General features: G+C 46.5%; 21 protein-coding genes, 1 tRNA gene and 2 pseudogenes. 10 read left to right on the top strand and 14 right to left on the bottom strand.

Going from position 1 to position 21,137, the window contains the following annotated elements; all coding sequences use genetic code 11:
• Both VFW36_RS11175 and VFW36_RS11170 read left to right on the top strand, forming a co-directional pair.
• Positions 1-256, top strand: a 256-nt coding sequence (locus VFW36_RS11175) for an AIR synthase-related protein (RefSeq protein ID WP_329658894.1), incomplete at its 5' end; no start/stop codon positions are given.
• 80 nt (positions 257-336) lie between these two features.
• On the top strand, positions 337-783 hold the full coding sequence (locus VFW36_RS11170; RefSeq protein ID WP_329658893.1) for a heme-binding domain-containing protein: 447 nt from the start codon (positions 337-339) through the stop codon (positions 781-783).
• Here VFW36_RS11170 and VFW36_RS11165 read toward each other — a convergent pair whose 3' ends face one another.
• Entirely contained in the window at positions 784-1,884 is a 1,101-nt protein-coding gene (locus VFW36_RS11165) for a deoxyguanosinetriphosphate triphosphohydrolase (RefSeq protein ID WP_329658892.1), read from the bottom strand.
• 242 nt (positions 1,885-2,126) lie between these two features.
• On the opposite strand from VFW36_RS11165, the gene VFW36_RS11160 reads away from it, so the two are divergent.
• Together VFW36_RS11160 and VFW36_RS11155 are read left to right on the top strand one after the other, a co-directional pair.
• Positions 2,127-2,561 (top strand): hypothetical protein, encoded by a 435-nt coding sequence (locus VFW36_RS11160; protein ID WP_329658891.1) that lies wholly within the window; start codon positions 2,127-2,129, stop codon positions 2,559-2,561.
• A gap of 47 nt (positions 2,562-2,608) precedes the next feature.
• Positions 2,609-2,696 (top strand) — tRNA-Ser (locus VFW36_RS11155).
• Positions 2,697-2,705: 9 nt separating this feature from the next.
• Here VFW36_RS11155 and VFW36_RS12595 read toward each other — a convergent pair.
• The 13 genes and pseudogenes from VFW36_RS12595 to VFW36_RS11095 form a co-directional block, all read right to left on the bottom strand.
• Positions 2,706-3,068 carry a CZB domain-containing protein gene (locus VFW36_RS12595; protein ID WP_414720298.1) on the bottom strand — a complete coding sequence of 121 codons (363 nt, stop codon included), beginning with the start codon at positions 3,066-3,068 and terminating at the stop codon, positions 2,706-2,708.
• Positions 3,069-3,155: 87 nt separating this feature from the next.
• Positions 3,156-3,677, bottom strand: a pseudogene (locus VFW36_RS12590) (methyl-accepting chemotaxis protein); the annotation flags it as partial.
• Positions 3,678-4,028: 351 nt separating this feature from the next.
• Positions 4,029-5,300, bottom strand: coding sequence for a hypothetical protein (locus VFW36_RS11145; protein WP_329658889.1), 1,272 nt, complete (start codon positions 5,298-5,300; stop codon positions 4,029-4,031).
• Positions 5,293-5,535 carry a DUF2249 domain-containing protein gene (locus VFW36_RS11140; RefSeq protein WP_329658888.1) on the bottom strand — a complete coding sequence of 81 codons (243 nt, stop codon included), beginning with the start codon at positions 5,533-5,535 and terminating at the stop codon, positions 5,293-5,295. The genes VFW36_RS11145 and VFW36_RS11140 overlap by 8 nt, the downstream gene beginning before the upstream one ends.
• Positions 5,532-5,966: a hemerythrin domain-containing protein gene (locus VFW36_RS11135; protein WP_329658887.1), complete on the bottom strand. Its 435-nt coding sequence runs from the start codon at positions 5,964-5,966 to the stop codon at positions 5,532-5,534. The genes VFW36_RS11140 and VFW36_RS11135 overlap by 4 nt, the downstream gene beginning before the upstream one ends.
• 75 nt (positions 5,967-6,041) lie before the next feature.
• Positions 6,042-8,873 carry a translocation/assembly module TamB domain-containing protein gene (locus tag VFW36_RS11130; RefSeq protein ID WP_329658886.1) on the bottom strand — a complete coding sequence of 944 codons (2,832 nt, stop codon included), beginning with the start codon at positions 8,871-8,873 and terminating at the stop codon, positions 6,042-6,044.
• A complete protein-coding gene (locus tag VFW36_RS11125) occupies positions 8,870-10,564 on the bottom strand; it encodes an autotransporter assembly complex protein TamA (RefSeq protein ID WP_329658885.1) in 1,695 nt (564 codons plus the stop codon). The genes VFW36_RS11130 and VFW36_RS11125 overlap by 4 nt, the downstream gene beginning before the upstream one ends.
• A gap of 46 nt (positions 10,565-10,610) precedes the next feature.
• Positions 10,611-11,036 (bottom strand): hypothetical protein, encoded by a 426-nt coding sequence (locus VFW36_RS11120; RefSeq protein WP_329658884.1) that lies wholly within the window; start codon positions 11,034-11,036, stop codon positions 10,611-10,613.
• Positions 11,026-12,363: a cobyric acid synthase gene (locus VFW36_RS11115; RefSeq protein WP_329658883.1), complete on the bottom strand. Its 1,338-nt coding sequence runs from the start codon at positions 12,361-12,363 to the stop codon at positions 11,026-11,028. The genes VFW36_RS11120 and VFW36_RS11115 overlap by 11 nt, the downstream gene beginning before the upstream one ends.
• Complete coding sequence (locus tag VFW36_RS11110) at positions 12,364-12,924, bottom strand: hypothetical protein (protein ID WP_329658882.1); 561 nt, start codon at positions 12,922-12,924, stop codon at positions 12,364-12,366.
• An 85-nt stretch (positions 12,925-13,009) separates the two neighbouring features.
• On the bottom strand, positions 13,010-14,818 hold the full coding sequence (locus VFW36_RS11105) for a TonB-dependent receptor plug domain-containing protein (protein WP_329658881.1): 1,809 nt from the start codon (positions 14,816-14,818) through the stop codon (positions 13,010-13,012).
• On the bottom strand, positions 14,764-15,018 hold the full coding sequence (locus VFW36_RS11100; RefSeq protein ID WP_329658880.1) for a hypothetical protein: 255 nt from the start codon (positions 15,016-15,018) through the stop codon (positions 14,764-14,766). Before VFW36_RS11100 ends, VFW36_RS11105 begins: the two co-directional genes overlap by 55 nt.
• Before the next feature lie 43 nt (positions 15,019-15,061).
• Positions 15,062-16,639, bottom strand: coding sequence for a methyl-accepting chemotaxis protein (locus VFW36_RS11095; RefSeq protein ID WP_329658879.1), 1,578 nt, complete (start codon positions 16,637-16,639; stop codon positions 15,062-15,064).
• Between the two features lie 88 nt (positions 16,640-16,727).
• Between VFW36_RS11095 and VFW36_RS11090 the strand changes: the two genes are divergently transcribed.
• From VFW36_RS11090 to VFW36_RS11065, 6 genes and pseudogenes are all read left to right on the top strand, one after another.
• On the top strand, positions 16,728-18,053 hold the full coding sequence (locus tag VFW36_RS11090) for an NFACT family protein (RefSeq protein WP_329658878.1): 1,326 nt from the start codon (positions 16,728-16,730) through the stop codon (positions 18,051-18,053).
• Positions 18,054-18,057: 4 nt separating this feature from the next.
• Positions 18,058-18,366, top strand: a complete 309-nt coding sequence (locus VFW36_RS11085; RefSeq protein WP_329658877.1) for a hypothetical protein — start codon at positions 18,058-18,060, stop codon at positions 18,364-18,366.
• Between the two features lie 81 nt (positions 18,367-18,447).
• Positions 18,448-19,206 (top strand): phosphatidate cytidylyltransferase, encoded by a 759-nt coding sequence (locus VFW36_RS11080; RefSeq protein WP_329658876.1) that lies wholly within the window; start codon positions 18,448-18,450, stop codon positions 19,204-19,206.
• Entirely contained in the window at positions 19,203-20,276 is a 1,074-nt protein-coding gene (gene dxr / locus VFW36_RS11075) for a 1-deoxy-D-xylulose-5-phosphate reductoisomerase (RefSeq protein ID WP_329658875.1), read from the top strand. Before VFW36_RS11080 ends, dxr begins: the two co-directional genes overlap by 4 nt.
• Complete coding sequence (locus tag VFW36_RS11070; RefSeq protein WP_329658874.1) at positions 20,273-20,800, top strand: RBBP9/YdeN family alpha/beta hydrolase; 528 nt, start codon at positions 20,273-20,275, stop codon at positions 20,798-20,800. The genes dxr and VFW36_RS11070 overlap by 4 nt, the downstream gene beginning before the upstream one ends.
• Before the next feature lie 121 nt (positions 20,801-20,921).
• A pseudogene (locus VFW36_RS11065) lies at positions 20,922-21,137 on the top strand (tRNA (adenosine(37)-N6)-threonylcarbamoyltransferase complex transferase subunit TsaD); the annotation flags it as partial.

Below are 21,137 nucleotides of genomic sequence, written 5' to 3'. Positions count from 1 at the left end.
GATTGTCGAAAACTTCCCACGCGTTCTCCCTGAGGGGCTACGTGCGGTTATCACCGAATCCTCGATCCGTGTATTGCCGATTTTTGAACTCATCGGTCAACACGTCGAACGTCACGAAATGTTCCGCGCATTTAACATGGGTGTCGGAATGATCCTCGTCGTCAAAGAAGCGGATGTTGCCGATGTTCTCGCCGCAACAGACGGATACGTTATCGGTCATCTCGAAGCAGGTCAACGCGAAGCGGTTTTAGTCTAAACCGCCCGTTTTCATTTCATTAATATATCCCACTCTTTTTCGTGCTATTATGTTAACAATAATTCCCGCAAGGAGCCCTCATGAATTTTAAAGCTATTTCTGCCGCCGTTATTTTGAGTGCAGTCGCTATCCAATTTATCCCCTATGGCAAAGACCACACCAACCCACCAGTAGTTAGTGAGCCTCAATGGGACTCAGCTCGTACCAAAGAGCTTTTTAACCGCGCGTGTGCCGATTGTCACTCCAATGAGACCAAATATCCTTGGTACAGCAATATCGCCCCTGTTTCATGGCTTGTAGCGCATGATATTGAAGAGGGTCGTGAAAAATTGAACGTTTCCATGCTCGGTGTTCAACCAAAAAATAAAGTACGCGATGCCGCAGAGGAAGTCGAAGAGGGGGAAATGCCTATACCTCCGTATCTTATCACCCATCCTGAAGCGCGTTTGAGCGATGCAGAGAAAAAAGAACTGATTGACGGTCTTGAAAAAACATTCGGGAAAGAAGAAGAGAAAGAGGAGAAATAATTACCCCTCTCTCCCGTATAACTCATTGTATAACTCCATCGCATAGCGATCCGACATACTGGCGATATAATCGCTGATAACGCGATGAACATTTCGTCGTTCACACTGCTCCAAATAATACCTCGGCAACATCTTCGGCTCTTCCATCAAAGCATTAAACAACCCTATAATCGCCTGTTTCCCCGCAAACATTTTACGCATAATATGTTTGTGCTGATAGAGTTCCTGATACAAAAGCTTTTTGAGTTTTTTGATCTGAGTCTCCAACTCGGAATCGAATCCGATCACTATCGGCTCGGAAGAGGGAATAACCGACGCTAACACACGGCTGTTATCGATTTTGTCTCGTGAGTGTTCGAGAAGCGAATAGACGAGATGGTTGATGAGATGGGAGCTGAAGCGATAGCGAAACATCTCGTCCTCATCTTCATGTATCCCCTCGTCATACACTTTTTGCAAAATCGTCTGAATGAGTTCGGAAGATTTGAGCGTTTCAAACGTAATAAGCCCCGATGCGACACCATCATCGATGTCATGGCTGATGTAGGCGATCTCATCGGCACGATCGACGATCATCGCTTCAATACTCGGATGGGTGTCGAGGGCAAACGCGTCTCGTATCTCATCGGGTAAAAACGATTTGTTATAGGGATAGGAGTGTTTGAGTATCCCCTCTAGCGTCGCGTAGGTGAGATTGAGTCCCAGAAATGCTTTGTAGCGCTGTTCGAGTTTCGTGACGACCCGAAAGCTTTGGAAATTATGCTCAAACCCGCTCTCAAATCCACGCTCTTTTAAACAGACATCAAGAGTGTCTCCTCCAATATGCCCAAAAGGGGTATGCCCTAAATCGTGCGAGAGGGCGATACTTTCAGCTAACGACTCTTCAAGCCCCAGATGGGATGCGATGGAGCGGGCGATTTGACTCACTTCGATGCTGTGGGTAAGACGGGTACGGAAAAAATCCCCTTGCGAATTTAAAAATACCTGCGTTTTATACTCAAGACGTCGAAAACTCCCTGAATGGATAATACGGTCACGATCACGCGCATAGGGGGAGCGAAAATCGTCACTGATCGGATAAAAACGGTGATATGGGAGCACGGGAACCCTTTTGAATGATGTTATGCCATTATATCAAGGGAAATGCTTTTCAAAAAAACTTTTTTTACGTTAAATTAACACTTCTCTTTTACAATGACGGTTCGATTCTCCTTCGATAGTTTGATCGAGCCCTCCTCCTTCGTGGCTCGGTTACTATAATTTTTCATTATTTCCTAACAATCTAACAATTGATCTCTACAAAACAAGATATAATATATCATCATAAAATCCAAGGCAATAGAATGGATAATAAAATTGATAAAAAAATATCCACACTAATCAGCGACACGGCTCGTGATAGCGCAAAAGTTTATCAAAGTGCCAATATAAAAGCACGCCGCCAACAAGAAGATGATTTTTTTAATCAATCGCTCGATTATCGTGATTTCGTTTTTTCACCGGAGGGATATGAGGGGATTATGGTAGCAATTTATATTGCCGTCATCCCGTATCTTGCAGGGTTGCTTTTTCTCTATTTATTCGTTGCCAGAGCGCATTATGAATATTTCTTGGTATTTAACATAACCTCGTATGCCGTTATTTGGGCAATCGGTTATGAGGTGTGTGCCGTATCGCTTTTGGTCGGTATTTTTCTAATGTGGCTCAAGCATATCAATACGCGCTGGAACAAAGAACAGTCTCGTAAAAAACCGCCGAGGGATCGTTACGGTTTTTAAGGGGGAACCCTTAAGCTATCTTTGGTACAATTTCACTCTTCCAAAATGGACAGCTGGCCGAGTGGTCGATGGCGCACGCCTGGAACGCGTGTGTAGGGCAACCTACCTAGAGTTCGAATCTCTAGCTGTCCGCCATTACACGTTTTATTTATGCCCTCTTTTATCCCGTTCTTCAATCAACATCGCATTCAACGTATTAATAACTTCACGGCTTCCGTTTTCAGCTTCTTTGAAATAGTTCATCACGTTTTTAGATTCTTGAGAGCATGTTCCCTCCGCAACACACTTGACCGCTTCGATAATGTTGTCATGGACTGTTTTATGCGGTGCTTCGAGTTTTCTAAAACTTGGGGTATTGCCGAAGATTTGAGATCCTTTTCCACCCTCAGCCCATTTGCCGAGACGGCAATGATGATGATCGACGAACTCTGCATCTACCTTATCGCTAAAGACGGTTTTATACCCTTTGGATTTGAAGAGGAGATGATCGAGTTTAACCAATACCATAAAGACCGAGTAGAGAACATTGGTCGAATCGTGCTCAATCACTTCGGTTCGGCTTCCTAAACTTTGAAGGGTTGCACGGAATTGTTCCAACTTGCCGCTCGACATCGTGGAGATGGATTCCATCGCGCTCGATCGCTCATAAATCTCCGTCGCATTTTGTTTCAAACTCTGAACGCTCATCGCCACTTCGGAAGTCGCTTTTTGGGTTCGTTCGGCGAGCTTTCGCACCTCATCCGCAACAACGGCGAAGCCTCGACCATGTTCACCCGCACGCGCCGCTTCGATCGCGGCGTTGAGAGCGAGGAGATTTGTTTGATCGGAAATGTCTTTGATCAAATCGATAACTTGTCCGATGGAGCCGACTCCGTCATTGAGCTGACCCACTGAACCGTAGTTATCGGTGATGTTGTTCACCAACTGTTGCTGAATATCGAGGATCTCTCCGATTTCGTTGTTAATCCCCACCGCATTTTCACGGTTATCTTTGTTCAATGCCTCAATCTCTTCAAGCTGACTTACATTCTCAGCAAGGTCTTTTTGAAGCAGTGTCAAATCGGTTTGACAGGCGGTGGTCAAACTCTCTGTTAAGTGGCTGATCAGCTCAGCCATAACGGCATTATTTTGAAATGCCATGTTCTCTGACCTAAGTCGGTCAAGTTCATTTTGCAGAGACTGATTACTTTTTTCGAGTTCTGCGATTTTTGTATGAAGGGGTGCTACATCTTCAACCGGAGCTTTATTTCCAAAGAACATTTATAACCTTTTCTTAAGTGTTACAAAAATGTTACATCAGTACATATTAATCCAATATTAAAGCGTCATTTAAGTTCAATTTTGCTCTGCATAAATTGTATCTCCCTAAAACAGGGATAATTTGTTTAATTTTTCATTTCTCGTATTTAAGGCACATTGCGCTTGATCGTTCCTAAAACGCATGACCGAAACGTGACTATTCATAAGCTACGATAATACTGTATCAAACCGTGTTCCGTGCAAAAGGGTGTGACGGTAAAGTCGCAACGCCACGATCAGATTAAACAGTAAAAGCAAAAACGTCCCTAGCGATGCCAGTGCGCCCAAGACCAATAGTTCACTCCAAACTACCCCGCTTAACAAACCTGACGCACTGAGTAAGAACAACCAGAAAAGGGCTCGTGTACGTGTTTGTGGAATAATATTCGACATGATCGGAGTCTCCATATATCCCGAGGAACTGAGATGAAACCACACCAAAAAGGGGACGATTTTACCCATCATCGCCAATATGATCGCCAAAGCGAAGAGGGCATAGGCGATCAATGCCATACTCTCTAACGCACTATTGCCGCTCCATAGGAATACACCGTGCACCAAGACGGCACTACCGAGCAAAACAATCCCCGTTTTCCAAAACCAGATGCTCACATCACTCACGCGCCGTTTACGCTGTTGAAGCCGTTTGAGTGTCGTGACAATAAAGCCGAATAACAACGCTCCGATCACCAGATCAAAGATCCAAACAAACGGGAGGCTCAAAAAAAGCCACACGATCTTCACAAAGAGAGAAACCGCAATAATACGAAAAGCGTTGCGTTTGCACCATGTGCTATAGGGTGCTGTGACGTAAAACATCTCGACTACCTGAAAGGCTACCGCAATAATAAGAAGGCTCACCCAGCCGATCAGCCCCAAAGAGTAGTGAGATGCACGGAGCGCTTCATGCAACGGACTAAATGTCTCATTGGCATATTCACTCGCCATAACAATCCCTAAAATAGCCGTGATAGAGAGGGCAATGAGTGCCATACGCATCCCGCGAAGGGTATCGTTGGTGATACCGCCGAACAAAAGAGGGAGGATAAGCGAAGAAGCATAAAGGAGCGAAGCACCCAAAAATACCGATGCGATCACAAACAATACAGGGAGCATAAAACTAAACGCCGATGCGAGCGAGATCGCCCCAATCACCAAAAAAAGGTGAATCAAAAACGCATTTCCTCTAGCGGCGGGGATAGAACGCCCCCCCAAGACGCTTTGCATCTGAAAGAGCGCACCGATCATCGCCATCGTAATCACCCCTAAAAACATCAGATGAATCGCGGCAAGCGACATTGGGTGTGCTTGGGTTAAAACGTCATTGGGGTTAAAAATAAGGAGTAAACTCAGCGCTATTCCAAACAGAGGGATGGTGAGAAAAAAGCGCATCACCACTGAAATAGGGGGTGCCTGATCGAGAGAGAGTCCGCTATACATCGGTGTGCTCCAATACTACCGTAGAACTACGGGTAATGTAAATGTGCCAAAGGTTATCACGTTCCATGACGCGATGATAGCGTCCGCCGTTTTTGAGGATAATCTCAAACAAAGGGATCGGTTCGCGCCGATGGATCATATGAATCACCTCATCGCCGGAGAGTTTTTTGAACGCACTCGTCGCCATCTCCAGCGGGATGGGGTGATCAAACTCTCTCGTATCTAGGAGGATCATTGCGCCATATCTTTCAAAGTTTGGATCATCAAAGAGCCGTCTTCTCCCAATGTGCGATCAATCATCGGATAGAGCATCTGCTCTTCTTTCATGTTGTGCTGTTGCAACATAATCATCATGGATTCGCCGATACCGAAAAAATCATCATGACGATCTTCTGCTAACGCACTCTTCATCGACTCCAAGAGACTGCGAAGCTGTTGGTGCTCATACCGCATCATCTGTGTCGGTCCCCCCATCATCCCCGTCCGTTTCTCAAAGGTGATAAAAAGCTCCCGCTCTTCCATATCGAAGTGGTGATTGGTTGCACGATAAAACAGTGTAAAAAATTCTTTTGCCTTTTCGGCATCATTCGCACTTAACGCGTTTTCGGCTTCGGTATATAAAACATCACACGCACGGTGATCGTCACGCATAAATTCTAAAATCATGGTGTTTCCTTTACTGCATTTAATGATAGCAGTATAAAAGGATCGAGGGAGATACATCTTGACCTAAATCAAGAATTATCTCTTTTTAGGTGGATTGTGGGGAAGAAAATCGCGAAAATCTTTGATATAAATGGCGTTAATACCCTGCCCGAGTTCATGGATGTCGGCATCGAGCCGCAACCATCGGTTGAGGGAGTATTGGACAAGGACGCTGGAGACGGTATCGTTTTTGTACAATACTCTCAGATCTTTATTGAGACGCGCCCCTACTTCAAATCCCATCCCCCCCTCGGTTGTAGTCAGAATGTTCATCGTATCGATCTGGAGTTTTGTCGCTCCGTTGATCAACCCTTTTAACCCAGCGCCTAGCATAAAGTTGGTCGCATCGGCACGAACGGTCGAGGTCGAACCATCCCCGCTTCCTGAGATCGTATTTGCGGGACCTCCGAAAAGGAGATAGCTCATAATGTCATTTTGACTCATCACCGGATCGGAGTTAAAGAGGAAAATCGGTGAATCGAGGGTATGGGTGACATAAATCTGAATTTTTTTGTAATCGACTTCATGGGCTATCGTAATATTGAGATACGGGTTGAGGGGAATATCACCGCCGAAATAGATCTCTGAATGTTTAATATCAAACGCTTTCCCCGCACTCACCGCACTGCCCGATGGTATAGTGACCATCCCTAAAATTTGCATCGGCTCAGTCGGATCTTTCCAGAGGGTGATGTCGGGAATAAGTCCCAAATTGAGCTCTTTGGTTTTAAATCGGATCGGTTGCCGTGAGCCGATATGAAGATTCATCGAGAGTTTGACGCCGCTTGGAGGACGAACGTCTTGGACAATAATAATGTCATCATCCATCACTTTGAACTCTTGGAGAGGCAGATAGGTGATGGTTGCATCTAAAATTTTGATTTCCCCCGATAGCGCTTGGTTCGCCGCCGCATCCCGCTCAAAACGGATGTCAGCCGCCGCATGAGCGTCCCCCTCCGGTCCTTGGTAGCTAAAGCGATCGGAGTGCAACCGAATATTAGCACTCAAATCCGACTTTACTATACCGCTAAGACGCAACGTATCGAAGACCCAAAACTCATCAATCACCACATCACCCGTAGGGCTTAGGTGAAGATAGGAAGTTTTATCACTGCTAATAGGGTGATCGGCAATCTCAAAACGGTATCCCGCTATGCTCAGGTTCCCATCGCGATACTCCAAACGTGCACTTCCCTGCGTTCCGCCATAAGCACGTTTTGAATCAAGTACCGCCGCATACCACGGTACTTTTACATCACTTTGCACCGTAATGGTATCCCCCAACACGATATGGGTTTTGGTGCGCAGTTCGGCATCGAAGTACTCCCCTTTTTGCAATTCGATCGGTCGCACCTGCGAGAGAGTAGCAAACAATGAGGGGGTAACACTCTCTAGATCGATACGGCTTTGATTGGAGTTTAGTGTCCCGCTAAGATCAAAAAAAGTTCCCAGATAGTTGCCGGAACCTTTGAGTTGTTCACCCGAAACAACCGCCGAAAGAGCTAAATTGTCACCCGAAATATTGACCCGAGTGGCATTTGTTTCATCATTCACAAAAAGACGAAGATGCTCCGGCGGTTTATGGCTCCAGTTTTTCCACATCGGTGCATCAGGAGGAAGGGTGAGATTTCCATCTATCGCATGATGATGATCATCGCTCACTATGGATCCGCGAAAGAGGGCGTGATCGTGTACCGCTCTGATCGATCCGGTGAGGAAGTTCGTACTAAGACGATAACTTCCCGATCCCTCCATATCCAGTTCACCGCTGCGAATCGCTTCGGGCAATGTCGGAATAAATGCGAGATTCTGATGGTTACTGCGGAATTTCCACCCGTACTTCTCATAATCTTTACTCTCTAGGCTTAGGGTACTGCCATCGAGTCTCAACGTACCGATCAGCCCGTCCACGTCATCGGTGAATTCCCCGTGCAGTTCATTTGAGGGGAGTGGGTAGTGTGAGCTAATCATTCCGTCAAACTCGGTCGTTGTTTTCCCCTCCAAGGTATAGCGCAGATGGTGTGTGGTTTGCATCGTATCACTGCCGCGTACCAACTGATAGAGGGCGTTAATATCAAAATAGCCGTTATCATAACGGTAATCGAACTCCAACGAAACCTCTTTGGCGTGAAGCTCAGCATCTTGTTTGGAGTCCAGATTCGCAATAGATGTTTGTAGCAAGGCTTTTTCATCCGAGAGCTCACTAATTTTTACCCGTACCGCTCTAGGGAGTGCCGTAAAACGACCGCTATATGGTGCAAGTTCGGCTTCATGAGGATAAATATCCGCGACCCCGCGAAGAGCGTTATCGTGAACAACACCGCTAATCGCACCGCTCGCATAGCGAGATTTCAGCGTGGCGCGCAACCATGCAAACGAGAGGTTATCGCCATCATACGTACCGTTTTTTCCGTGTATATCAAGCTCGATAGGATACGCGCTGAGAAGCTGGAGATTGGTGATATTTACCTCACGAAGTGCGAAGGTCGGAAACGGCCAAATAGAGCTATCGTCACTGATAAAATCATCCAGATGGATACGCAACCCCTCGATTCGAACCGAATCGATCGTATGTTCCCCCTCCAGCATTTTCACAAGGTTGTATTTGAGGACAAATGTTTTGGCTTCCATCGTATCACTATGGAGATTATGAAGCGTAAACCCCTCCAGAAGCGACCCCTCCGCATGGCTATAATGGATACCGAGCGGTTCGAGGAAATAGGTATTGAGTATCTCTAGCCCATCAGGGCGAAAAGCGATATAGAGAACCGCCGATGATGCGATAACAGAACTAAAAAGGAGGAAATGGGCCGTCACCAAAAAGTGTTTGAGCCATTTACGCCATGAAAAAGAGCTCTTTTTCTTCAAAACAGCTCTCCGATCCGAAAGTGAATGGCATACTGGGAATTATCTTCGGGATCCATTCCGAAATCGATCGCAACCGGACCGATCGGGGTAACATAGCGCAATCCCATCCCCACCCCAAGATACCCCTCTTTTGCATAATCGGGAATACTATTTTGAGATGCATACGTCATATCGCTAAAGAGCACCCCTCGAAACTCCTGATAGATCGGAAAGCGGTACTCGAGTGTCCCCTCCATAAGCGAAGAAAACCCTATCGGATCACCGTCACTATTTTTAGGTCCTAAATCACGATAGGTGTAGGCACGGTTCGAGTTCATCCCCCCCGCATAAAAACGATACGAAGAGGGGACATTCCCGTCATATATCCGCAATGTTCCCCATTTGAGCTTGGCTCCGAATACATGCTCATCGATACTGGTGATGTACGCTGCGGAGAGAAGCGTTTTAAAATAGGTAGCGTCCGAGATCTGTGAGGTATAAAGCGACCCCATAGCATTAGCATTGAGCCAGTACCCTTTGGTCGGTTCAAGCGGTTTATCCCGAGTATCGTAGTTGAGTTCTCCGATCGGCGAGACGAGTGAGAGCTTGTTATTCGGAAACGTTGTCGTATCTGAACTTTCATACGTTTGTACCTGATCGAACAAAAATCCCATCATCGCCGACGCGGGGGTATCTTGATATTTAGCGGTCAACTTTTCATAGGTACTTTCCGTTTTATACCCGTCGAAGATTTCGTTTTTATACCCGACATCAACCCCAAGAAGGCCTCGATTTTGGAGCGGAAGACCGAACGATCCGGAAGCCTCCTGCTTGATCTGCGAATAACGGAAATCAAATCCCAAGGTTTTAAGATCGCCGAAAAAGTTACGATGTTTCAGCCCCATTTGTCCCGCGACCCCTTGATCGCTGCTGTACCCCAGACCGGCGGTAAACCGGATCGGCTGTTCCGCCTCCTCGATACTCAACGAAATCGGAACCACACTGCCGTTACGCTCATTATCGTTGATCACTACGCGACTAATCCCCTCTTGGGCATAGAGCGCTTCGTAACTCAGGCGGATTGCTTCGACACTGTAGGGATCTCCCTCTTCAAACCGCAACATCGAAGCGGTCAGGTTCCCATCGATATTCGGGGTCGAATCGACACTCACTTTCCCGAATGTACACGACTCACCGGGGGTCGCCTCAAACAGCAAATAGGCACGATCACTCTCAATATCGACCCATGCTTTGGTGTTAAACTGCGCGTTACAATATCCCGCTTCACCGTAGCGCTTTTTGATCGCTGACTTTGAAGCTGAAAACGCCTCTTGGTCAAAAAGATCATCCATTTGGAGCAATATTGCCGACTTAATATCTAAAAGACTGTTGATCTGCACATCACCGATGCGGATAGGCTCATTCTCCTGAATTTTAAAAATCACCTCGTTCGCACTCGTTTCCGAAGTAACACGGGCATGATAAAACCCTTTGGACCTGTAAAAACTGTTTAGGGCTGAAACGCTTTGAGCAATAGCGATGGGCTCGATGGAAGGTTGATCTTCCCACACTTCGATCACGTAGGGCTTGCGAAGTCCTAATGCGCCAAAGAGCTGATCGGAGGATATTTTCTCATTTCCGCTAAACGTAATCGGCAGTGGGATAGCGAAAAGGGTTACGGCAAACAGTAACAAAAACACCGCATACCGCATCCGCACCCCTAAATTTTTTCTATATTTTATCCTAAATTAACGTACCCTAACGATCGGCAGGGGATTTTTTCATGATAGTACCCCAATTCCGATCAAACACTTTGGCAATGTAGAGCTCACAGTGCGGTACCAAACAACCGGAACAGTTTTGATGAATTGCCGTATCGGTGATAAAACGATCCCCATCGGGACTCTCAATAGCACAGGTGCTAAAGAGGGTTTTCCCCTCTTCGAGAGTAAAGCCCGCATCGTTAAAACGAAAATTTGGACAGGCACAGAGATAGCAGTTGAGTTCTTCGGTATCGTGACATTTTGTATGTTCCGCGTAGAGGGGGCAAAAATCGCTCTCGTGTATCACCATGTTTTCAAATCGAAAATATTCGATCACTTCATCATCACTGAGATGGGAAAGTTTATCCAGTATAACACGGTGTTTGGAAGCGTGAGTGTCGAACCAGTTTTTATAAGACATTGAGTATCCTCTCCACATCGATCTCCCCTCTCATCGTCTCCATAAACGCATCAATCGTTTTTTTCTTGTACGCCTCAAATGCTTCATCATCAAAAAGTCCATGAACAAACGTCCCTTTAATGTGCTCTTTTTCGTAGAAAAGGGGATATTTTTCACTCACTCCGTGATGGATTTCAAACCCGTTTATCGTGCGGCCAAAGATATTGTATTTCCCTTTTTTGAGCACTTTATCCCGCTGAAATACGATCACATCATCGATAAATCCGAGGGCTTCTTCGCGACTCGGTTCTGAGGTTTCGACACACCCCTCATCGATGATGGTTTCAAACATCATCTGATACCCGCCGCAAATCCCCAGTATCTCTTTTGTCCTCGTTTGGAGGGCATCGAAAAGTCCCACCTGTTTGAGCCACCGAAGATCCTCTATCACCCGTTTGCTTCCGGGGAGAATAACGAGATCAAAACTCTCTAACGCGATGTTAGTGGTGATAAACTCAACTGCGATTGTCTCATCGGCGATAAGAGGCTCGAAATCGTTATAGTTGCTCATCGTGGGGTAGTTGATGATCCCGATTTTTTGCGCGGGATGGGGTTTATTTTGAACGAAATTTTTGAGGCTTTGGGAGTCTTCGAATCCGAAGTTGAACGGGGTATAGGGAAGGACACCGAGGACGCTAATACCGAAACGCTCTTCGATGATCGTAATACCATCATCAAACAAGCTTCGATCTCCCCGAAATTTATTGACGATCACCCCGATGACATTTTCGCGCAGCTTTTGGGGGAGGAGATTATAGACCCCCCAAATCGAGGCGAAAACCCCGCCGCGTTCGATGTCGGCGACGAGGATAATCTTCGTGTTGTATTTTTGCGCGATGTAGATATTGGAGAGGTCTTTGTCCATCAGGTTCAGCTCGACGGGACTCCCCGCCCCCTCACAAATAACGCACTCATAACGTTCACTCAAATACTCAAAGCACTCATCCACGGAGGGTTTCAGCAGATCCAGATCACGGTAGTACTCCCGCACCTCTTTATCTTCCACAACGTGCCCCTTGACGATCAGCGAGGCGCTATTCCCGTGCCCCGATTTGAGCAACACGGGGTTGAGATGATAACTCGTCGGGATACCCAATACCTCGGCTTGAAAATACTGGGCGATGGCGATTTCAGAGCCGTCGTCGCAGACATGGGAGTTGTTGGAGACGTTTTGAGCTTTGAACACCCCGACGCTGATCCCCCGCTCTTGGAGAAGCTTCCCGATCACAAATGTGAGGGTCGATTTCCCCGCATCGGAGGAGGTACCGAAAATGGAGATGGAGTTCATCTATTTTCCCCGAAACGCGCGAAGCAACGCAACGATAATCAAGCATTCCAGCGCGAACAGTACAAAATGCAGATCATAGACTTGTTCTGCGGCTTTGGTGATCCCGTAATGCTCTATGAGTTTGTAAAATCCGTACGAGAGAGCTAACCCTGCGAGAGAGCCTTGCTGTTTGGCGACATCGATCCACCCCATCACCCGTGCATGGCGGGCAAAATGGGTTTCGGCACGCACCAGATACCCTCCGAAGATAAAAGAGAACTGATAGGCGACGTAAATGACCAAAGCACTCATGATATGGGTGGAAAACAGCAGATAATATCCCACCATAAGGAGCATGATAAGCTCCGTTGCCAATGTAAATCGGAAAAACGTGCGAAGATTCATCAGTCGGTGATATACGTATGCCATCCCCATCATCCCCATTGCGAGGAGTATCCCTCCAACTGAAAACGTCGAGGGGCTAAGGGTCGCATAGATCGTAAAGACCGATCCCCCCACCATACCGGTGAAGAGGGCATTGAAAAATTTGTAGCGGAGGTAGGGGCGAAAAGAGAGTTTCATTTATTTAGAACGCCAAAGAGATAAAATCTCTTTGCCTACGCTAGTCGCTAAGACGCTAAAGCTTGCCACTTTGTGGCAGAAATTTTTAGAATTTAGCATTTGCACCAACATAGAAGCTTCGTCCGGCAGTTCCGTATCCGTCTACTTCTTGATAAAGCTTATCGCTCAAATTGTCTCCCTTAAGATAGAAACTGAGACTCTCGGTCGCATCATAATTCACGACTGCTCCCCATAGGGTATAACGTCCTGTTTGTTTGGTTTGGGCAAGATCATCATAGCGTGTTCCGATGTAGTGTGCATTGAGTCCTAACTGCCATTTGGAAAATCCGTAATAATCCAGTGCACTTCGGAAGGTATCTTTTGCGCGTCGTTGAATCTCTTGATTGTTCTGATTTTTAGCCCAAAGACGGTTATATCCGAGATCCAACACTATATCGCTTGCGATCGTGTTTTTATACGAGAGCTCATACCCCTCAAAACGTGATTTCCCCTCAACTTGTGTGTATCCCCCGATCCACCACATGATTGGATCAGAAACATACCCGATGAGATTATCGACGAGATTATTATAGTAGGTGAAACTTAGATGTTTATACTGCATCGTCGCATCAAAACTTTTGGTCGTTTCCGCATTGAGTGCAGTAATATCGGGATGGATATTTATAATCTCATACAGCGAGGGCACACGATACGCGGTTCCGTAATTCGTGCTAAAAGAGACTTCGTCCGTAAAATTGTATTTAGCACCGATCTTGCCGGTTGTTTTGTCCTTAAACATATCATACGTATCATGGCGAATAGATTCGGTTACGATTAGGTTATCAAAACGGTTCGTATTCGTTAGAAATACCCCTTTGGAATCGAGCTCTCTTGCGCTGATCGTATCTTTGGAATAGAGGGCATTTCCCCCTATGACCAAAAAGGAGTTTGGCGCATAGTGATAGCTCGCTTGAAGTATCCCCTCTTTATGTCTCCCCTTAAACGCTGTGGTATAACCGAGAGGGTCTTTTTTATCGAAACTGGAGATATTGTATGTCGCGCTGAGTGAATCTTCTAGGTTAAAACGATGGACGTAACCGATACTACCCAAACGATTAATCTGATGAATCTCATTGGCTTCGCTGTTAGGTTGCGCGTAGGCGTCGTACTGAGCAAAAGCATCGATAAAATGGAGTTGCGCATTGAGGGTATCGGATGGGGTCACATCGTAGCTGAGTTTAGCGTTAAGTGTCTCATTTTTATAACCGTCCGCTTCATAGTCGTCTGGATTTTTCCCTTTGGGTGTACTCGAAGAGAAGCCGTTGGTTTTGATCTGATTCGCCCCGAAATAGTACGATAACGCATTAACTTTTTGGGAGATGTTAGCCCCTAGTTTGGTGGTTGCATAACTGCCGTATTCAGCTGTCGCACCTATGCGTAGTTTTTCGGTTGCTTTTTTCGTGATGATATTGATCACACCGGCGACGGCATTCGCCCCCCAAACACCGCTTTGCGCCCCTTTTATGATTTCAATACGTTCAATATCATTGACCATAAGTTGCTCTAACTGTGCTTGCCCTTTGGGGGTGGTCGGATCGTTGTAGCGGATACCGTCTACTAACACAACGGCGTTTTCAGAGCTGAATCCCCGAAGAAAAAAGGAACTTTGACTCCCTACCCCTCCGTTTTGTGCTATCGGAATATTGCTGAGGGTTTTGAGCGCATCGATAACCGATGTTATATGTCTCTCTTCGAGTTCTTGAGCGGTTATAACATCGACGTTAGCGGTGACATCTTTGAGCGATTGTTCAGTTTTAGAAGCGGAGATAACGATAGGTTCGAGGGTGAGCGTATTAGCCCCTAATGAGGCAACGAGTGTCGCGGATGCGACGAATGATAAAGTCTGTTTGTACATGAGTGTCCTTGAATAAGTGTAATAACGGATGAGAGTAGGACACTCTTAGGGGGTGAAACGGTAGAATAGGTGTGGATAGGATGAGTAGGTGAGATCCATGCGATTCGGGTGATATTTTGGAGGAGGCGTACTTCCGAAGCATACGCTTGAATAGCGACAAGAGAAAAATAGGTTTTTCCGAATCCGCGTGGTGAACGCATCTCTATCCTCCCCAAATTTTTTGGGAATTATAGCAAGATTTGTTTAGGACTTAAATTGCCCCAATTGCGTGTTCAGGTTGGTTGCGGCGTTATAAAGTTCGGCGGCGATCGTAGAGATTTGTTTAATATCCTCCTGATTGCTTTGAGAGAGGCTCGACATCTCAGAGACTTTTTGAATGATCTCACGGATTTTGAGTGCCATATTCTCCGCTTGCTGAACACTTTGGTGACTCGCATCGACGTTTGAACGCAATGCGCTCGATGCCGAATCGATTTTTACATCAATCTCTTCGCTTCGCTCCGCCAAACGGGCGATATTGTCGCTGTTGGAATTCATCATATCCGAGGAATCGGAGATGGACTGAATCACAATAGAGATGGTCGAATTGATCTCCGTCAAACTTTTTTGAGTACGTTCCGCCAGTTTTCGCACCTCATCGGCAACCACGGCAAACCCTCGTCCGTGTTCACCCGCACGCGCCGCTTCGATCGCGGCATTGAGGGCGAGGAGATTGGTTTGATCGGCGATGTCCGAGATAATACTCAAAACACCGCTGACGCTTGCCGCATCGCTGGAAAGCTGGGTAAACCGCTCGCCGAGTTCATGGCTCATTTGCGTTGTTTTGTGCACCTCGTTCGTAATTGCCGTAGCAATTTCACGAACATAGCTCAACTCTGTTTCGGTTAAACGACTGTTCTCCAACGTCATTTTCGCCATGTTGACGCTCTCTTCTAACGTTGTACCGATCTCAGCGGCGGTAGCATTCGTATTTTGGGCAATGCTATTGGTCTTTTCTGATTGCGAAGAGAGATTCGATGCCGCAGAGTTCAACATTGCGGTGGAGCCCACCGCTGAGCCTGTGATTTGTTTCGTATCATTGATAGTACTTTGAATCTTCTCGATAAACTGATTGAGATAATTACTCGCAATCCCGATCTCATCATTTTTATTCAGAATCGGAAGCCGTTTGGTCAAATCACCGTTACCGTGGGCGAGGTCACCGGAAACTTTATCCAGTTCTTCGATCGGATGGAGAATACTCGTACCGGAGATATAGTTGATCGCGATCAACATAGCGGTAAGGATACTTCCCAACAACAAAAACCATTTAAAAAAACTTGAGCGAAGTTCATCGAAATAATCGGCTTTATTGATCCCCGGAATCACCCACATATCCCACTCTGGGATATAACGATACGCGGCAATTTTATCCTGTCCCGTTGTCGCGGAGACATACTCATAGATCCCTCCGGCTTTATCGGAGCGGATATGATCGATATAATCATGTCCTGCTTTACTTTTCCCTTCATCTTCGGGTTTTGGATGGATCGTCATGACTCCATCGGCATTGATAAAATAGACGTAACCGCTTTTTCCGATTTTGATCTTTTTGATCTCTTCTTTAAACCCTGCTTCTTCGTATGCTTTCGGTTCCACTTTAGAGATGTAATTGACATTTTTTTCCAAAACATCGGCAACGGTATTAAGATCACTGATCATAATCTCTTTGATCGACCCTACCGCGATGAAGTATGCTACAATCACACTAATTAAGATGGCCCCTACGGCAGCTACCAAATTGACGATAAACTTGGCTTTGATGGTGTTGAATAGATTCATGAATGCTACCTGTGTATGTTAACTATGACCGTTTTATGACTGTTGTTTCCAAATTGTAATTCTAATTTTCTAAAGGCAAGGTAAAACTATGAGATTTTCTTATTTAAAGCAAATCGTTGAGTATATGCGCCATCTAACTCATATTACAGCAGCCTATCGTGTTAACGACACCACCCTGAAATTGGTTTTTAACCGTGAAAATAGCTGGAATTTCGAGATGCAAAGAGGAAAATCGGCTATCACCATCGGTGAAATACCCAACCGAGGGAAAATGTACCAAGCTCCGTTCGATGTGTTGTTAGCCAAACGGCTCAACCGCTCGAGTATCCAATCCGTAACCCTCCATAATAATGACAAAATCATCCGCATTTGTGTCAATACCAGCGGTTCTTACAAATCGGAAACGACCATTTTACAACTCGAATTTACCGGCAAACATACCAATGCCATTTTGTTGGACAAAGAGGGGATTGTACTCGAAGCCTTACGTCACATCGATGATGATCTCTCCTCTCGAAGTGTACGCGTTGGGCAAAAATTAGGGGAAATCCCCCCGCCCCCATATGAGCCTCAGGAGTACCCATTAGAGGATGTACGCGCCTATTTGCTTGAAGAGTTCGCGCGCCGAAGCAATGCCAAATTGGAGAAGCTCAAACATGAAAAAAAAGCGCTGTTAAAAAAACGGTTGGCTCAACTCCAAAAACATCTTAGTCAACTGGAAGATGAAACACTTTTAATGGAAGAGTCCGAAAAATCGCAATACGCTGGGCATCTGGTCTTAGCAAACCTCGATGCGATCAAACCGTATGAAAAAACGGCTGTCGTTTCCGATTTTGACGGAACACCGAAAGAGTTGGAACTCCCCAGCGGATGCACCAGTGCTTCAGGGTGTGCTGAGAGTTTTTTCAAACGTTCCAAAAAAGCGAAACAAAAAGCACACGGTCTGCATCAAGAGAGGGCGAATCTCGAAGCTAAAATCCGCCATCTTGAACTCTTCATCCAAACCGTCGATGAGGCATCCACCCCCGAAGAGATTGCCCTGCTGTTTCCTCCAAAAAATACGCTGACAAAACAAAAAAATTCCGATTCGATCGCCGAGTTTTGGATTGAGGGGGTCAAAGTCTCTCTGGGAAAAAGCGAAAAAGGGAACATCGAGCTTCTGCGCAATGCCAAATCGCGTGATATTTGGATGCATCTCAAAGATCGCCCTTCCGCGCACGTCATCATTACCACCGACAAACAGCAACTCCCCGAAAAACTCCTCGAAGCGGCGGCGAAACTGTGTGTCGATTTCTCCGTATTTGAAAAAGGGGGCTATTTGGTCGATTATACCCCACGAAGAGAGGTCAAACTCCAAGACGGTGCCAATGTCCTCTATACCAACTATAAGACACTAAATATCCAAAAAGGATAATCCTATGGCAATCGGTCCTATCGGGAACGCAATCTATGTCAACCAACAAATGGCCAGTGTCGCCAGTGAAAAAAATGCTCTTTTAAACCGATTTGAACTCCAAGCGCTTGCCGCCGCTACGGCGTCGCAAGTAGCCAAGCAAGAGGTAGAAGAGGTTCGCCCCGCAGAGGGAAATCACGGTGTTGATCCCGACCGCGAACATACCAAAGAACAAGCGGAACAGGAAGAGAGACGCCCCGAACACAAAGAAGAAACCAGCGAAGAGAATCCAACTCCGGTAAAATCCCTCCATATTCTTGATATAAAAGTTTAATATTACACACGCAAATACCCATATTTACAATGAAATAAATGGTATAATCGCGAAATTTTAAACCATTAGGTTAATCACACTATGCAAACTGCAAAAAATTCAACTCAAGAACGCATTGTTACCGGTGTCGCTCTTGTTATCGGTGTCTTAGTTGTCGGGCTCATCAACAACTTTTGGCTCATGTGGGCGGTAATGGGGGTCATCTATCTCCTCGCCTTTCACGAAGCCACCCGCTTGTTTGGGATCAACAACAGCTCTTTGTATGCCTATGCCGCTATTTTGTGGCTTGCGGCGGCACTTTATCCCTACGGGGAAGATCTGTTTGTCATTGCCGGACTTATTTTTGCCGCAGCAGTTGCCTACACCCAAAATATTCCCCCTAAAAATTTTCTTCCGTTTATCTACCCGACGGCGGGAATGCTCTTTACCCTCAGCATGTACCAAGAGTATGGTGTTACCTCTCTTTTGTGGCTTCTCGTCGTCGTTGCCTCTGCCGATGTGGGAGCCTATGTCGTAGGTCGCAGTATCGGCAAGACTCCCTTTAGCGTCTCCAGTCCGAGCAAAACTCGCGAAGGGGTTTACGGCGGTATCGCGATAGCAACGGGTGCCGGATTTTTTATCGGTATCACTATGGTCGATATTACGCAAGCGATCATTATCTCGATGGCGGCAGCCGTCGGATCGGTATTCGGCGATTTGTTTGAGAGCTATCTCAAACGCAAAGCCGGAGTAAAAGACAGCGGTTCCATTCTTCCGGGACATGGCGGCGTATTAGACCGTATTGACGGTTACCTTTTTGCTTCTATTATTATGCTCGTCCTTTTACGAGGCATTGTTTGATCCTACTGGGCTCCACAGGCTCCATCGGGGTCAACGCCCTCAATATCGCCGAAGAGTTTCACCTAAGCGTTGATACCCTTGTTGCGGGACGCAATATCGATCTTCTCAACCAACAAATCCTAAAACATTCTCCTAAACGTGTCGTAGTGATGGATGAAGCGGATTGTTCCCGCGTCAACCATCCCCATGTACGCTTCGGTGAATCAGCTATCCTTGACGCTATCGAAGAATCCACCTCACAACATGTCGTCAACGCATTGGTCGGTTTTGCCGGCTTTCGCCCTACCCTCAAAGCGCTCGAATGCGGCAAAAAGCTAGCCCTCGCGAACAAAGAATCATTGGTCGTCGGAGGCTCTTTCGTCGATACCTCCGCCATTGTCCCGATAGACAGCGAACATTTCGGGTTGTGGTATCTCAACCAAACCCAAAGATCGATCAACCGTATGGTGATCACCGCAAGCGGAGGTGCTTTTCGGGACTGGCCGCTGGAGAAACTCTCTTCCGCTACCTTAGAGGATGCCCTCAAGCACCCCAACTGGTCTATGGGACAAAAAATCACCATTGACAGTGCCTCTATGGTCAACAAACTCTTTGAGCTTCTCGAAGCGCGGTGGCTTTTTGGTGAGGGGGAATACGATGCCCTTATCGAGACCAAATCACTGATCCATGCCCTTATCGATTACACCGACGGTTCCACGACCGCACACTTCGCCCATGCCGATATGCGCCTACCTATCGCCTACGCCCTTATGGGAAAAGTGGATAAGCCTATTGTGGATCGAATCGATTTAACCCGCGTGGGTGCCCTCGAATTTAGAGAGATCGAGAAAGAGCGCTATTCCGTGTGGGAGATCAAAAATGATTTGCTCGCCAACCCTGCACGAGGCGTCATCGTCAATGCCGCAAACGAAGCGGCGATTGAGCGTTTTGTTGCCGGAGAGATCCGTTTTATCGATATTTCAACGATGATCTTGCGCGCTTACGAGTCGTTTCACACCGCTCCCGAATCGATAGATGCTATATTTGCCCTTGATAGTGAGATACGCGCATTTGTACGAGGTTTGTCATGAAGCTCCTGATACTGCACGGATGGGGTGGAAGCGACGATCCCCACTGGCAGGCGTGGCTTGCGGGCGAAATTGCCAAAGATTACGGCACCGTCTCTTTTCCGCTACTCGACAATCCCCACTTCCCGAGTAAAAATCGGTGGATGAAACAGATCAAATCGATCCTTGCCGATTTTGAGCCCGATGTCGTCATCTGTCATTCGCTGGCAAATATCGCATGGTTTCATCTCTGTCATGAGGGCTCAATTTCCCCCGTAAAGCGGCTATTACTCGTCACCCCTCCTCATCTGACGTGCAGTATCGAAACGCTAAAAACCTTTTTTCCTCTCGAAGCCCCTAAAACTCTTTTTTCCGAAGAGGTATTGCTGGTCACATCGACGAATGACCCCTACATGAGTACAGAAGAGGCTACAGCTCTTCAAAAGGCTTTGGGTGTAGAGATGAGGGTAATTGAAAACGGCGGGCATATCAACACCGCCTCAGGATTCGGTGAGTGGACTTGGGTCAAAGAGTGGGTGATGCAGTGAAATATGAAGTTATGAATAGCACGGTATGCTGTGCGTGGGCACTCTGCCGAAGAGAACTCAGCGTTAGCGTAGACAATCGGGGCTTTGCTCCGATGGCGTATAAAAAGCGAAGGATCATGCAATGATTCTGAGTATAGAAAGTTCGTGCGACGACAGCTCAATCGCTATCACCGAAATCGCGACAAAAAAACTCATTTATCATAAAAAGATTTCCCAAGAGTTAGAACACTCGCTCTATGGCGGCGTTGTCCCCGAACTCGCCAGCCGTCTCCATGCCGAAGCATTACCTCGGATTTTAGCGGAGTGTACGCCGTGGTTCGATCAACTCAAAGCGGTT

The sequence above is a fragment of the Sulfuricurvum sp. genome (assembly GCF_036279695.1).
Taxonomy (GTDB): Bacteria; Campylobacterota; Campylobacteria; order Campylobacterales; family Sulfurimonadaceae; genus Sulfuricurvum.
The sequence above is the reverse complement of the archived record's forward strand: the minus strand, read 5'-3'. Positions and strand labels throughout refer to the sequence as shown.